This window comes from Pseudomonas sp. c313, from assembly GCF_055407145.1.
On sequence record NZ_JBUZRD010000002.1, the window covers coordinates 859693 to 873561 of the forward strand.

Below are 13869 nucleotides of genomic sequence, written 5' to 3' on the forward strand. Positions count from 1 at the left end.
TATTCCTCAATCCTCCCTTGTCAGCACTTCCAGCAATTGGATCTCGAAGCGCAAATGACTGTTGGGCTTGATATGCGCGCCCATGCTCCGCTCGCCATAGGCCAGGTGCGCCGGCACGGACAACGTGCGAATACCGCCGACCTGCATGCCCATCAACCCCAGATCCCAGCCCTTGATTACCCGGCCAGTACCGATCACACACTGGAACGGCTTGCCGCGCTCCCAGGATGAATCGAACACCGTGCCATCTTCCAGGGTGCCGGTGTATTGCGTAGTGATCAGGGCGCCCTTGACCACGGTTTTGCCGTCGCCCAAGCGCACGTCGGTGATTTGTAGATCTTCGCTGTTCATGGGGGATCTCGTTGGGTTTGCACAGACCGGGGTTTTCCCAGAATCAGCTGGTTTTGGCAAGCGCAGGAAAAATCCAATTCGAGACATTTTTGATCGTTCCCATACTCTGCATGGGAACGATCATCCGATTCAATCAGGCCAGCGGCACCCGTCGGGTAGCAATCGCCATGCGCCCAGGACTTTCTCTGCACTATCCTGAGGCCCAGATGTCGTACTTCTCATGCGACCTACCCCGGAGAAACCATGAGCCAGGCCGTCCTCGCCAAAGAAACCAATCGCCGCCAATTGCAGCAGATCATCTCCGGGTTGTCCGACGGAGTGATTCTCGCCGAGGTCGACCAGACCATCCTCTGGGCCAACGACGCCGCGCTGACCATGCACGGCGTGGGTAGCATCGCCGGGCTGGGCGCCAATACCAGGGAATATGCCGCGCGCTTCGCCTTGCGCTACCGCAATAACCACCCGCTATTGCTGGAGAGCTACCCGCTGAGCCGGGTGGCGGACGGTGAGGAATTCAGCGACGTGGTGGTGGAAGTCACCCCCACCGGTAACGCCGAAAAAACCTGGGTCCATCGCCTGCGCAGCCTGGTGCTCACTGACACTGCTGGCGAGCCAGAGCTGCTGGTACTGATCCTCAGCGATGCTACCGAATGGGCCAGTGCTGAACAGCGTTTCGAAAAGACTTTCAACGCCAACCCGGCACCAGCGGTGATCTGCCGCCTGAGCGACCTGCGCTACATCAAGGTCAACCAGGGTTTCCTGGAGATGACCGGCTACAACCGCGACCAAGTAATCGGCCGCTCAGTGTACGAACTGGACGTGCTGGAACAGGCTGAACGCAAGGAGTTGGCGATCCAGCGCCTGGGCGAAGGTGCAACCATCCCGCAGATGCAGGCCGAGCTGAAGCTGCCCAAAGGCGGCAGCAAGCTGGTAATCGTCGCCGGCCAGCCCCTGGACATGAATGAGGAAGACTGCATGCTGTTTTCCTTCACTGACCTGGAGCCCCGGCGCAAGGCCGAAATTGCCCTGCGCCAGAGTGAAGAGCGCTTCGCCAAATCCTTCCGCCTGACACCGGTGCCGACGCTGGTGTGCTGCGCTGCCAACCAGCAGGTGCTGGACATCAACGAAGCCTTCATGACCATCACCGGCTACACCCGTGAAGAGTTGATCGGCAAATCCATCGAAAACATCGACTTTATCGACAGCCCCCAGGCCTGCACACAGTTGTTCGCTGCACTGGAAAAAGCCGGCAACCTCGACGGCCTGGACCTCAAGGTGCGCAAGAAAGGCAACGAGGTAATCGATTGCGTGCTGTCAGCCGACACCGTCAGCATCCAGGACGTGCCCTGCTACCTGCTGGTGCTGATGAACATCACCGAACGCAAACGCTCGGAACTGGAACTGGTGGCCGCCATCGAGGAAGTGATGCAGGACGCCTCCTGGTTCAGCCAGACCCTGATCGAAAAACTGGCCAACGCCAAGAGCGTCAACAGCCCCGATTTGCCGAGCGTCTCCTTCACCGACCTCACCGCCCGGGAGCGCGACGTGCTGGGGTTGATCTGCGAAGGCCTGGCCGACAAGGAAATCGCCTTGCGCCTGAAGTTGGCGCCCAACACCGTGCGCAATCATGTGGCCACGGTGTATTCCAAGCTTGGCGTGCACAGCCGCAGCGCCGCCATTGTCTGGGCGCGTGAGCGCGGGCTATTTGCCGGCGAACGGCGGTTGAAAAGCAAGAAATAAGGTGCAAATGCACTAGTGCGATCAGTGCAAATTCGCCTTATTCAGCAGTGGTCTACTCCTTAACCTTGAAGGGTAAGCACAGGCTTCAGAGCCTGTGCCATAAGCCCTTGAAGGAGAACACCATGAAAAGCGAACAGGTCAAAGGCACCGTCGAAAAAGTCGCAGGCAAGGCACAAGGTTTCTTCGGTGAGTTGACCGGTGACGAACAGCTTCAAGCCGAAGGTGTTGCCCGCCAGGCCGCCGGCCAATTGCAGCAAACCTACGGCGATGCATTGGATAGCGTCGGTGATTTCGCCAAAAACAAACCGCTTGCCACCGTGGCGATTGTTGCCGGTGTGGGCCTGGTCCTGGGCCTGTTGTTACGTCGTCGCTGAGGGCGCCCGCATGTTTACCCTCTCGCAACTGCGCAACTGCATCGAAGCAGGCTTGCTGCCTCTAAACTGCGAGTTCACCCTGTGCCGCGATGCGTCATTGACCTTGAAAGTCTTTGATGCAGAAAGCGGCCGGGTGGACCTGGTGGTCACAGGAATCAGCATCAACAAGCTGAAAAACCCGCAAGATGTAGAAAACATGATTGAAGAACTGCGCTACGAGTTGCAAAGCAATACCGTAGGGCAGGTCAATCTGGCCGATCCGAGCGTATCGACGCACCAATAAAGTAGAACAAGCCCCCACCGACAATAAACGCCGCCAGCATGTAGAACATATAGTGGGCCGGCAGGCTGGCCAGCACCAGCCCGCACAATACCGGCCCCAGCGCAGCGCCAAGGTTGGAAAGGTTTTGCGCACCGTAGTACATGCCCCTCAGGTGGTCTGGGGCGATCCGGTCGATAAACATGTACTCGGCGGGAAACACGATAATTTCCCCCACGGTGAAAATCGCCATGGCCAGGACCCACCACCACACAGTGGTCGCCAGCGCAAAACCGATCACCCCCAGCATGAACATCCCCAGGCCCAGGATCAGCCAGCGACTCAGGTGGCGATGGGAAATACGCCGGCCAATAAAATACTGCAGGCTGATCACCATCAGTGCGTTGGTGGTTACTACCGAACTGATGATGGTGTAGGTGTATTGCGCAGTGGTGGTGGTCACCAGGTACAGGGACAAGTAGGCCGTGAACTGGCCGAACACCACGGCGCTGAGCAAGCCGCCGACGGTAAAGCAGACCAGCCGGTGGTCGCGCAATAACAAGCCACCCACCGCCAGGAATGACACCGGTTTTTGCGTGGTGTCGACGGTGGTGAGGTACCTGTCGCCCCAACGCCAGTAGAGCAAGAAAAACCCCGCCCCAAGGACCGCCGACAGCACAAACGGCAGGCTGATATCGAGCTTGGCCACCACTGCCCCGAGCGCCGGGCCTACCGCATACCCGATATTGGTCAGGGTGTACTTGATGGAAAATACTTCGCTGCGCGCCGCTTCAGGCAGCAGGCTGGCAAAGCCGGACTTCACCGCGATATCAATCACCGCATAAGCCAGGTTGATCAGGATCAGACAGCTGTAAAACAACCACAGGTCTCGCGCCAGCACGGTGCCGACAAAGCCCAACAAACACCAGGCTCAGGCCAAGCAACAGCCGATAGCTGTTGACCCGGTCCACCAGGAAGCCGCCGTACACACTCAACAGGGAACCGACGATCAGTGAACTGCCAATCACCAGGCCGACCTGGCTGATGTCCAGGGCAAAACGGCTGGACAGGTAGATCACCAGGTAGGGAAAGGTAATCGCCCTCGCCAGTGTGAGAATCAGCGTGGCTAACAGCAGCAGATTAACCGTGCGGGGGTAGTTTTTTATGGTGGCCAGCATCCTGCTCTCATGTCCTTAAGTCGATCGCCCAGGGAGCCATTGCAGCCAGCGGGCGCAGATACCTTAACGCAAGTTGAGCGGCAAAAAATGCTGACTTATGCGTTTATGCAAGATTTAAATGGGGTCGACAGAGAAGCAGATTCGGTATGGGAGCTGTCGAGCTTCAGCGAGGCTGCGATAGCGGTGGGCCAGGCAACATTTCTATTTGATGTGCTGACGTCATTGCGCATATGAAATTAATCCTGTAATTTTTCATGAAATTTATTAAAGATAATTTCACGGCGCCTCCCCCATGGACAAACAAGAAGAACTCGACGCCCTGGCGATCCTGATCCACGACCTGCGCAAGTACAAGAAGCTCACCCTGGCCCAACTGGCGCAAAAGATCGACCGCTCCGTCGGCTTCCTGTCCCAGGTCGAGCGCGGTTTGTCCCGTCCGACGGTGGCCGACTTGACTGCCATCAGCCACGCGCTGGACGTGCCCACTACCTATTTCTACAGCCTGTCCAAGCCCAAGGCGGTGAACTGGGTGACCCGCCCTAACGAGCGGCGCACGGTGTATTACGCCAACGGGATCACCGACATCCTCGTCTCGCCGAGCATGCAGGGTGCTTTTTCGATACTCGACAGCCTGCTGGAACCCGGCGCCAACAGTGGTGAACAGACCATGAGCGACCGCGCCGAACAGGCCGGTTACGTGCTGGAGGGCGAGTTGACGCTGTGGGTCGAGGGTGAGGCCGAGTCGGTCACGCTGGGCCCCGGCGACAGTTTTCACCTGGCCAGTTTTGCCCATTGCCGCTACGGCAACCTGACCGACCTGCCAGCCCGCGTGCTGTGGGTCTATAACTGAGCGCCGATCACGGCACACAAAGGAGCGTCACCCGTGCAAAGCAAGTCTTCCACGCTGCTGGCCGAAGTCCGGACTTTTCGCCAGAACCACCCTGACGTGCGTTACATCGACCTGATTTCCCTGGATATTCCAGGGCACTTTTATGGCAAGCGCTACCCGGTGGAAATGCTGGAAAAAGTCGCCGCCGGCAGTCCCTTGAAGTTGCCGCAAAATGCCGTGCTGCTGGGGGTTCAGGGCGGCCTGTTCAAGATCGGCGACTATTGCTTCCACGACGGCGACCCGGACGCCAATCGGCGCCTGGTGCCCGGCACCCTCAAGCCGGTGAGCTGGGAAGCGCAACCCTTGGGGCAGATGCTGATCACCTCCGATGGCACCGAAGCGCCCATCGAGTTCGAACCCCGCGAGGTATTGGCCAGGGTCCTGGAACGCTTGCAGCGCAAGGGCATTCACCCGGTGGTGGCCTTCGAGCTGGAGTTCTACTTGCTCGATAAAAAACTCGCTGACGGCCTGCCGCAATTTGCCCGCGACCCGCTGAGCGATGACCCTGACGACCAACCCAACCTGCACATCGAACGCCTGTCGCGCTTTGCCCCGGTGCTCGATGACATGGTGCAAACTGCCCAGGCCCAGGGCATCGACATTACGGTGATCACCGCCGAATTGGGCCCCGGCCAGTTCGAGATCAATTTCGGTCACCTCGACGACGGCCTGCGCGCTGCCGACTGGGCCGCCCTGTTCTGCCGCAGCACCCGTGGCGTGGCTCTCAAGCATGGTTATCGCGCCAGCTTTATGGCCAAGCCATACCTGCACCATCCGGGCAGTGGCATGCATGTGCATGTCAGCCTCTACGATGCCGCGGGCAACAACCTGCTGGCGGCGCACCAGCAGCAACCGTTGCGCCATGCCGTGGCCGGCTGCCTGGAACTGCTGCCTCATTGCATGCCGATTTTCTCCCCCAACCACAACGCCTTCCGCCGCCTGGGCGGTACGGTCAACGCGGCCACGAAAGCCTGTTGGGGTTATGAAGACCGCGACGCCTGCGTACGCATTCCCGAGTCCGACCCACGCAACCTGCGCATCGAGCATCGCCTGGCCAGTGCCGACGCCAATCCGTATCTGGTGTTGGCGGCGATCCTGGTGGGGCTTGAGCACGGCCTGCAAGCGGCTCGCGAACCCATCGCACCTCTGAATGAGGACCGTAACAGCGGCACGAATTTCCCCCTGGAGATGCTCGAAGCGGTGCGCGCCATGCAGTACCAACCGGCCCTGCGCGAAGGGCTGGGTGCGGAATTTGTCGACGTCTATTGCGAAAATAAACGCCAGGATCACCTGGCCTTCCAGCAGGAGATCAATGCGCGGGAATATCGCTGGTATCTCTAGGCGCTGATGGTTAGCCTTCCGGGCATCCCCAAGTACCTGCGGACTTGTCCATGACTGACCAAAGCGCTCCTGCCCTCAAGGAAATCTTCAACGTCGAACGCCTGCAACACATCGCCACGCAGATGACGGCGGTGTACCCGGCGTTCGACGCCAAGGGTTTTCTCAAGCATGCCAAACAGGGCTTGGCCGAGTTGTCGGTGATGCAGCGCATAGCCCGGGTCAGCGAAAGCCTGCATGCAGTGATCCCGCAGGATTACCCACAATCGCTCAAGCTGCTGTACGCCCTGGCGCCACGGCTGAACAGCGGTTTTGTCAGCCTGTTCCTGGCGCACTACGTGGCGAGCTATGGCGCCCACGACTTCAAGCGCTCCATGGCGGCGCTCAAGTACTTCACCACCTTTGGCTCCGCCGAGTTTGCCGTGCGGCACTTTCTGCTCAAGGATTTCGACCGCACCCTGGCGGTGATGCACGAGTGGTCGCAGGATGACAACGAACACGTACGACGGCTCGCCAGTGAAGGATCACGACCCAGGCTGCCGTGGTCGTTCCGCCTGGCCCAGGTGCAAGCGGACCCAAGCCTTTGCGCCTCGATCCTCGACAACCTCAAGGCCGACAACAGCCTGTACGTGCGCAAGTCCGTGGCCAATCACCTCAACGACATCACCAAGGACCACCCGGACTGGGTGCTGACCTTGATCGAAGGCTGGTCCCTGGACAATCCCCACACCGCCTGGATCGCCCGGCATGCCTTGCGCAGCTTGATCAAGCAGGGCAACACACGGGCATTAACGATCATCGGCGCGGGGGCCAAGGCCGAGGTGAAGATTCATCAGCTCAAAGTCGAGCCTGCGGTGATTAACCTGGGAGAGCGGATCAACCTGTCCTTCTGCCTGGAATCCATCGTCGACAGCCCGCAAAAGCTGGTGGTCGACTACGCCATCGACTATGTAAAAAGCGCCGGCCACAGTGCATCCAAGGTGTTCAAGCTGAAGTCATTTACCCTTGGCCCCGGTGAACACCACACCCTGCGCCGCGCCCAACATATTCGTGAACTGACCACACGCAAGCACTACCCCGGCAAGCATGCCGTGCATGTGCTGGTGAATGGTGAACGGCTGGGCAGCGCCGAGTTTGAGCTGCGGGGCTGAGACTACTCCCCCAACAACACTCCCTGCTCCCGCGCGCACAACTCCACCACGTAATCCCACAACACCCGCAACCTCACCGACTTGTGCAGCTCGCGCCTGGAGCTGATCCAGTAACTGCGCTGGATGCTCTCCTCCGGCAGCAGCGGCACCAGGTCCGGATCACCTGCCGCCATGAAGCACGGCAGCACCGCGATCCCCAACCCCGAGCGCGCCGCCTGGTGCTGAGCGATGACGCTGGTGCTATGGAATACCACTCTAGGGTTGCGGCAGAAGCTGCTGAGGAGTTTCAGTTCCTGGCTGAACAGCAGGTCGTCGACGTAATCAATCCAGGCATGCACGGCCAGATCTTCACGTTTTTCAATAGGCGGGGTGCGTTCCAGGTAGCTGCGGCTGGCGTAGAGAGCCAGGCGGTAGTTGGTGAGTTTACGGGTCACCAGTTGGTCGACGCTGGGCCGCTCCAGGTGGATGCTGATTTCCGCCTCGCGGTTGAGGATGCTGACAAAACGCGGTACTGCCAGCAGCTCCACTTCCAGCCCCGGATAACGTTCGAATAGGCCGCCCATGCGACCGGCGAGGAACATCACCCCCAGGCCTTCCGCTACGCCGAGGCGGATTTTGCCCAGGGGCGCGGCGCAATGGGTCAACTCATCTTCAGCCAGCAGCGCGACGTTTTCCATGGCTTCGGCATGCTTGAGCAGCGCTTCGCCGGACGGCGTCAGCTCATAACCCTGGGCGTGCTGGACGAACAGTGCGGTGCCGAGGCTTTTTTCGATGGCCTCGATGTGCCGGGCCACGGTGGCGTGGGTGGTTTTCAGTCTTTGCGCCGCCGTGAGCAGGCGACCGCTGCGCTGTAATTCAAGAAAGAACCGCAGATCATTCCAATCGAACATGTCGCCTCCCCTCTTGCCCTTAAAAGCAGCACTGTCTAAAAACGCACAGCAGCTGGGTAAAAACTAACATTTTTAAGACGAAAACTAACAATTAGGATGGCGCCAATAAGAAAAACAAGCGAGACCACAGATGCCCATTGCAGCTGCTGAATACGATTACGTAGTGGTAGGCGCCGGTCCCGCAGGCTGCCTGCTGGCCAATAGACTGTCCGCCAACCCCGCCCATCGCGTATTGCTGCTTGAAGCTGGCGGTCGCGACAATTACCCCTGGATTCACATCCCCGTCGGCTACCTGTTCTGCATCGGCAACCCGCGCACCGACTGGTGCTTCAAGACCGAGGCCCAACAAGGCCTGCAAGGCCGCGCCTTGAGCTACCCACGGGGCAAGGTGCTGGGCGGCTGCTCCTCGATCAACGGCATGATCTACATGCGTGGCCAGGCCCAGGACTATGACGGCTGGGCCGCTGAAGGCAATACCGGCTGGGCCTGGAACGATGTGTTGCCACTGTTCAAACAAAGCGAAAACCATTTTGCCGGCAGCTCCGAATTTCACGGTAATGGCGGTGAATGGCGCATCGAACAGCAGCGCTTGCACTGGCCAATCCTCGATGCCTTTCGTGAGGCGGCCAAGCAAAGTGGCATCGCCAGCATCGACGACTTTAACCAGGGCGACAACGAAGGCTGCGGCTACTTTCAGGTCAACCAGAAAGCCGGTGTGCGCTGGAATGCGGCCAAGGCCTTTCTCAAGCCGATTCGGCAACGGCCCAATCTGACGGTGTTGACTGAGGTTGAAGTCGACCGCGTTTTGCTGGAAAACGGCCGGGCCAGCGCGGTTATCGGGCGCCAGCACGGGCAGCCAGTCACCTGGCAGGCACGCAAGGAAATTGTCCTGTGCGCCGGTGCCGTCGGTTCGCCCGGCATCCTGCAACGCTCCGGCATTGGCCCGGCCAGCGTACTCAAGCCCTTGGGTATCGACGTGCTGCATGAATTGCCCGGTGTCGGCGGTAACCTGCAGGACCACCTGCAACTGCGGCTGATCTACAAGCTGGAAAACGCCCGAACCCTGAACCAGATCGCCGGCACCCTGTGGGGCAAAATGGGCATGGGCCTGCGTTACCTCTATGACCGCAGCGGCCCGCTGTCCATGGCTCCCAGCCAGCTTGGCGCGTTTGCCCGGTCGGGGCCGGAACAGACCTCGGCAAACCTCGAGTACCACGTGCAACCGCTGTCCCTGGAACGCTTTGGCGAACCGTTGCACGCCTTCCCGGCCTTTACCGCATCAGTCTGCGACTTGCGCCCACAAAGCCGCGGACGTATCGATATCCGCTCGGCCGATCCCAAGGATGCCCCGCTGATCCAGCCCAATTACCTGAGCCACCCGGAAGATTTACGGGTCGCCGCCGACGCCATTCGCCTGACCCGGCGCATCGTCGGCGCCCAGGCCCTGAGCCAATTCAAGCCGGTGGAGTACCTACCCGGCGAAGCATTGCAAAGCGACGAACAACTGCAGGAAGCTGCCGCGCGGATCGGCACCACCATCTTCCACCCGGTGGGCACCTGCCGCATGGGCAGCGATAAAGATGCGGTGGTCGACGCGCAACTGCGGGTTCATGGTGTTCCCGGCCTGCGCATCGCCGATGCCTCGATCATGCCGCGCATCACCTCCGGCAATACCTGTTCACCGACGCTGATGATCGCGGAAAAAGCCGCGCATCTGATCCTGTCCCCCGACACAAGGAGCCTCGCCCCAGAGAGAGAACTGGTTACGGCAATCTGAGCACCCTCGTCTCCTGCAGGGGAAGTGGTGCGGCGACGCCGATACGGCGTCGACAGTGGAACAACAATAAATAATCACTGTGAGGGATACCCAATGTCAGAGCATGCTCAACCCCTGGACTCCGCGATCGACGCGAGAACCAGCAACGAAACCAAAAAAGTCATCTTCGCCTCATCCCTGGGGACGGTGTTCGAGTGGTATGACTTTTTCCTCTATGGCGCCCTGGCGGCGGTGATCAGCAAGCAGTTCTTTGCCGGAGTCAACGACACTACGGCGTTTATCTTTGCCCTGATGGCCTTTGCGGCCGGCTTTGTCGTGCGACCGTTCGGCGCGCTGGTATTTGGCCGCCTCGGCGACATGATCGGGCGCAAGTACACATTCCTTGTCACCATCATCCTGATGGGTGTGGCGACCTTTTGTGTCGGCCTGCTGCCAACCTATTCGAGCATCGGCATCGCCGCACCGATAATCCTGGTGGTGCTGCGTATGCTCCAGGGCCTGGCCCTGGGTGGTGAATACGGCGGCGCCGCGACCTACGTCGCCGAGCACGCTCCTGCCGATAAGCGCGGGTTCCACACCAGTTGGATTCAATCCACCGCTACCCTCGGCCTGCTGTTGTCGCTGCTGGTGGTGCTGGCGTGCCGTTATTTCACCGGCGACCAATTCGAAGTCTGGGGCTGGCGTCTGCCGTTCCTGCTGTCGATCGTGCTGCTGGGGATTTCCACCTGGATTCGCATGAGCCTGCACGAGTCGCCAGCGTTCCTGAAAATGAAAGAGGAAGGCAAGGCTAGCAAGGCGCCGATCCGCGAGTCCTTCGGCAAGTGGGAAAACCTCAAGGTGGTGCTGATCGCCCTGTTCAGCATCAACGCTGGCCAAGCTGTGACCTTCTACGCCGCGCAATTCTACGTGCTGTTCTTCCTCACCCAGTTCCTGAAGATGGACCCGGCCCTGGCCAATATGCTGCTGATCATCAGCGTGGTGATCGGTGCGCCGTTCTTTATCTTCTTCGGCTGGCTGTCGGACAAGGTCGGGCGCAAACCTGTACTGATGGTCGGCCTGCTGCTGGCTACCGCGCTGTACTTCCCGATCTTCAAGAGCCTGGCCCACTACACCAACCCGGCCATGGACCAGGCCAGCCAACAGGCACCGATCACCGTGCTGGCGGACCCGGCCACCTGCACCTTCCAGTTCGACCCGGTGGGCAAGGCACGTTTTGACAGCCCATGCGACAAGATCAAGACCTTCCTGGTCAAACAGGGCCTGCCTTACAACAGCGCCGCCGCTCCGGCGGGCAGCACAGTCCAGGTGAGTGTGGGCGAGGTGCGTATCGACGGCTTCGACGAAGCGGCCCTGCGTGGCGCCGTGACCCTGGCAGGCTACCCATCCTCGGCGGATGTGGCGCAGGTCAACAAAACCATGGTGGTGGTGCTGATCGTCGCCCTGATCCTGATCGCCGCCATGTGCTACGGCCCGCTGGCAGCACTGATGGTGGAGCTGTTCCCGACACGCATCCGCTACACCTCGATGTCCTTGCCGTATCACATCGGCAACGGCTGGTTCGGGGGCTTCCTGCCGACAGTGTCGTTTGCGCTGGTGGTGTACACCGGCGATATCTTCTATGGCCTGTGGTACCCGGTAGTAATTACTGGGGTGAGTTTGATCGTCGGGCTGATTTTCCTGAAAGAAACGAAGAATGTGGACATAGATAATAATTGAGCCTCAAGCGGTAAGCTTCAAGCGGCAAGTAAGAGCGAGTCGGCTTTTACTTGCAGCTTGAAGCTTGAAGCTTTTAGCTGTACATCCATCCAGATAAAGGTTGCTCAAATCCCTTCCATTGCCCATCCTGCTCCCCATTCAACTTCGTAACGAATGTGGTGACCATGCGGCTGTTCCTCTGTGAAAAACCGTCCCAGGCCAAGGATATCGCTGCCGTGCTCGGCGCCAGCCGCCGTGGTGACGGTTGCTGGCTGGGTGCCGGGGTCACAGTGACCTGGTGCATCGGCCACCTGCTGGAAACCGCTCCGCCCGATGCCTACGACGCCCGCTACAAGCGCTGGGTACTGACCGACCTGCCCATCGTCCCGGAAAAATGGAAGATGCTGGTCAAGCCCAGGACCGCCAGCCAGTTCAAGGTGGTCAAGCGCCTGCTGGGGGAAGCCCAGGAACTGGTGATTGCCACCGACGCCGACCGTGAAGGCGAGATGATTGCCCGGGAGCTGGTTGAGCACTGCCGTTATCGCGGGCCAATCCAGCGGCTGTGGCTATCGGCACTGGACGACGCCTCGATCCGCAAGGCCCTGGCGGTCCTCAAGCCCGGCGCCGAAACCTTCAGCCTCTACCACTCGGCCCTCGGACGTTCGCGTGCCGATTGGCTGATCGGCATGAATATGAGCCGTCTGTTCACCCTCCTGGGCCGCCAGTCCGGCTACCAGGGCGTATTGCCAGTCGGCCGCGTGCAAACCCCCACCCTGCGCCTGGTGGTGGACCGCGACCGCAGCATCGCCGACTTCGTGCCAGTGGCCTATTGGGCCATCGATGTCGAGCTGCGACATGACTCGATCACTTTCACCGCCCAATGGCGCGCCACCGAAGACGCCTGTGACGATCAGGGCCGCTGCCTCAATCCGCAGTTGGCGCAACAGGCCGCGACGGCAATGAGCAACGCCGCCAGCGCGCGGTTGATCAAGTTGCGTACCGAACGCATGCGCGAAGTGGCACCCCTGCTCTTCGACCTTGGCACCTTGCAGGAAATCTGCTCGAAAAAGCTCGGCCTCGGCGCCCAGGAAACCCTGGATATCGCCCAATCTCTTTACGAAACCCATAAGGTCATCACCTACCCGCGCAGTGACTGCGGCTACCTGCCCGTCAGCCAGCACGGCGATGCGCCAAAGATTCTGGCGGCGCTGGGCCGGGCCGATCCGGCAGTCAACGCACTGATGCCACACATGGATGCCCAGCGGCGCTCCCGGGCCTGGAACGATGCCAAGGTCAGCGCCCACCACGGCATCATCCCCACAGGCGCGGGAAAGGACCTCGGCCAACTGACCGGCAAGCATCGCGCGGTCTACACCCTGATTCGCGCACGCTACCTGGCGCAGTTTCTGCCCAACCACGAGTACGACCGCACCCAGGCAGATTTCGACTGCGCGGGCGAAGCCTTGCGGGCGGTGGGCAAAGTCATCGTCGAGCCGGGCTGGAAACGGGCATTGCCCGAAGCCCTGGCACCGAGCAAAGGCCGCGAGGCGCCCGCACCGCAGCCCTTGCCGGCACTGATACAAGGTCGTGACTACGCGGTGGCGAAGGTCAACCTGAAAGACCTGTGGACCCAGCCGCCGAAGCCCTTCACCGAAGGCGACCTGATCAAGGCGATGAAGAACGTCGCCAAGCTGGTGGAAGACCCGTTGCTCAAGCAGAAACTCAAGGACACCACCGGCATCGGCACTGAAGCGACCCGGGCCGGGATCATCCAGGGTTTGCTGGATAGGGGTTATCTGGTGAAAAACGGCAAGGCCCTGTCCGCGACACCCGCGGCGTTCAGCCTGATTGATGCCGTACCACGGGCAATTGCCGACCCCGGCACCACGGCCATTTGGGAGCAGGCGCTGGACATGGTGCAAAGCGGTGAAATGAGCCTGGAAGAATTCGTCTCCAAGCAGGCCGCGTGGATGAGCAAGCAGGTCAGCCGTTGCAGCGGGTTGAGCCTGACTATCAGCGGTCCGGCCAGCCCCGCGGGAAGTGGCTCCACACCCTGGAAAAACAAACGCAAGCCAGCCAAACGCAAGACCACCGCCAGCCCGAAACGCGCGGCAAAACCGGCAAACAAGACGTGAACAGGGAAAAAGTCCTGCCAATGACGTTTTTCGACGGGATATACACCGCTTTAGACCTTGCTCAGTCGTGGACCGTCTAGGATTCTGTAGGG

11 protein-coding genes and 1 pseudogene are annotated in these 13869 nt (G+C 60.2%); 9 read left to right on the forward strand and 3 right to left on the reverse strand.

Going from position 1 to position 13869, the window contains the following annotated elements; translation table 11 throughout:
• Positions 1–6 precede the first annotated feature (6 nt).
• Positions 7–351, reverse strand: coding sequence for an FKBP-type peptidyl-prolyl cis-trans isomerase (locus tag ACZRKZ_RS08885; RefSeq protein WP_463981387.1), 345 nt, complete (start codon positions 349–351; stop codon positions 7–9).
• Between the two features lie 243 nt (positions 352–594).
• Between ACZRKZ_RS08885 and ACZRKZ_RS08890 the strand changes: the two genes are divergently transcribed.
• The 3 genes from ACZRKZ_RS08890 (at position 595) to ACZRKZ_RS08900 (ending at position 2748) form a co-directional block, all read left to right on the forward strand.
• A complete protein-coding gene (locus ACZRKZ_RS08890) occupies positions 595–2091 on the forward strand; it encodes a PAS domain S-box protein (RefSeq protein ID WP_463981388.1) in 1497 nt (498 codons plus the stop codon).
• Between the two features lie 122 nt (positions 2092–2213).
• Positions 2214–2465 (forward strand): CsbD family protein, encoded by a 252-nt coding sequence (locus ACZRKZ_RS08895; protein WP_463969372.1) that lies wholly within the window; start codon positions 2214–2216, stop codon positions 2463–2465.
• 10 nt (positions 2466–2475) lie between these two features.
• Positions 2476–2748 (forward strand): DUF1652 domain-containing protein, encoded by a 273-nt coding sequence (locus ACZRKZ_RS08900; protein WP_149413086.1) that lies wholly within the window; start codon positions 2476–2478, stop codon positions 2746–2748.
• On the opposite strand, the pseudogene ACZRKZ_RS08905 reads toward ACZRKZ_RS08900, so the two are convergent.
• Positions 2711–3902, reverse strand: a pseudogene (locus ACZRKZ_RS08905) (MFS transporter). The gene ACZRKZ_RS08900 and the pseudogene ACZRKZ_RS08905 sit on opposite strands and share 38 nt — an antisense overlap.
• Before the next feature lie 292 nt (positions 3903–4194).
• On the opposite strand from ACZRKZ_RS08905, the gene ACZRKZ_RS08910 reads away from it, so the two are divergent.
• The 3 genes from ACZRKZ_RS08910 to ACZRKZ_RS08920 are packed head-to-tail and all read left to right on the forward strand — an operon-like array spanning position 4195 to position 7280.
• Positions 4195–4752 (forward strand): cupin domain-containing protein, encoded by a 558-nt coding sequence (locus ACZRKZ_RS08910; protein WP_133100401.1) that lies wholly within the window; start codon positions 4195–4197, stop codon positions 4750–4752.
• Between the two features lie 33 nt (positions 4753–4785).
• Positions 4786–6132: a glutamine synthetase family protein gene (locus ACZRKZ_RS08915; protein ID WP_463981389.1), complete on the forward strand. Its 1347-nt coding sequence runs from the start codon at positions 4786–4788 to the stop codon at positions 6130–6132.
• 50 nt (positions 6133–6182) lie between these two features.
• Positions 6183–7280, forward strand: a complete 1098-nt coding sequence (locus ACZRKZ_RS08920) for a DNA alkylation repair protein (RefSeq protein ID WP_463981390.1) — start codon at positions 6183–6185, stop codon at positions 7278–7280.
• Between the two features lie 2 nt (positions 7281–7282).
• Here ACZRKZ_RS08920 and ACZRKZ_RS08925 read toward each other — a convergent pair whose 3' ends face one another.
• Positions 7283–8170: a LysR family transcriptional regulator gene (locus tag ACZRKZ_RS08925; RefSeq protein WP_463981391.1), complete on the reverse strand. Its 888-nt coding sequence runs from the start codon at positions 8168–8170 to the stop codon at positions 7283–7285.
• Between the two features lie 130 nt (positions 8171–8300).
• On the opposite strand from ACZRKZ_RS08925, the gene ACZRKZ_RS08930 reads away from it, so the two are divergent.
• The 3 genes from ACZRKZ_RS08930 to ACZRKZ_RS08940 all read left to right on the forward strand — a co-directional run bounded on the left by ACZRKZ_RS08930 (position 8301) and on the right by ACZRKZ_RS08940 (position 13777).
• The gene (locus tag ACZRKZ_RS08930; protein ID WP_463981392.1) at positions 8301–9947 is read left to right on the forward strand and encodes a GMC family oxidoreductase; all 1647 of its coding nucleotides are present in this window, start codon (positions 8301–8303) and stop codon (positions 9945–9947) included.
• A gap of 93 nt (positions 9948–10040) precedes the next feature.
• The gene (locus tag ACZRKZ_RS08935; RefSeq protein ID WP_463981393.1) at positions 10041–11663 is read left to right on the forward strand and encodes an MFS transporter; all 1623 of its coding nucleotides are present in this window, start codon (positions 10041–10043) and stop codon (positions 11661–11663) included.
• 164 nt (positions 11664–11827) lie between these two features.
• On the forward strand, positions 11828–13777 hold the full coding sequence (locus tag ACZRKZ_RS08940; protein WP_463981394.1) for a DNA topoisomerase III: 1950 nt from the start codon (positions 11828–11830) through the stop codon (positions 13775–13777).
• The last annotated feature ends 92 nt before the right edge of the window (positions 13778–13869 follow it).

Bases quoted from the DNA above. Each gene is read 5' to 3' on its own strand.
- ACZRKZ_RS08930 (WP_463981392.1), top strand. From the start codon at position 8,301: ATGCCCATTGCAGCTGCTGAATACGATTACGTAGTGGTAGGCGCCGGT.
- ACZRKZ_RS08890 (WP_463981388.1), top strand. From the start codon at position 595: ATGAGCCAGGCCGTCCTCGCCAAAGAAACCAATCGCCGCCAATTGCAG.
- ACZRKZ_RS08900 (WP_149413086.1), top strand. From the start codon at position 2,476: ATGTTTACCCTCTCGCAACTGCGCAACTGCATCGAAGCAGGCTTGCTG.
- ACZRKZ_RS08935 (WP_463981393.1), top strand. From the start codon at position 10,041: ATGTCAGAGCATGCTCAACCCCTGGACTCCGCGATCGACGCGAGAACC.
- ACZRKZ_RS08910 (WP_133100401.1), top strand. From the start codon at position 4,195: ATGGACAAACAAGAAGAACTCGACGCCCTGGCGATCCTGATCCACGAC.
- ACZRKZ_RS08940 (WP_463981394.1), top strand. From the start codon at position 11,828: ATGCGGCTGTTCCTCTGTGAAAAACCGTCCCAGGCCAAGGATATCGCT.
- ACZRKZ_RS08895 (WP_463969372.1), top strand. From the start codon at position 2,214: ATGAAAAGCGAACAGGTCAAAGGCACCGTCGAAAAAGTCGCAGGCAAG.
- ACZRKZ_RS08920 (WP_463981390.1), top strand. From the start codon at position 6,183: ATGACTGACCAAAGCGCTCCTGCCCTCAAGGAAATCTTCAACGTCGAA.
- ACZRKZ_RS08925 (WP_463981391.1), bottom strand. From the start codon at position 8,170: ATGTTCGATTGGAATGATCTGCGGTTCTTTCTTGAATTACAGCGCAGC.
- ACZRKZ_RS08885 (WP_463981387.1), bottom strand. From the start codon at position 351: ATGAACAGCGAAGATCTACAAATCACCGACGTGCGCTTGGGCGACGGC.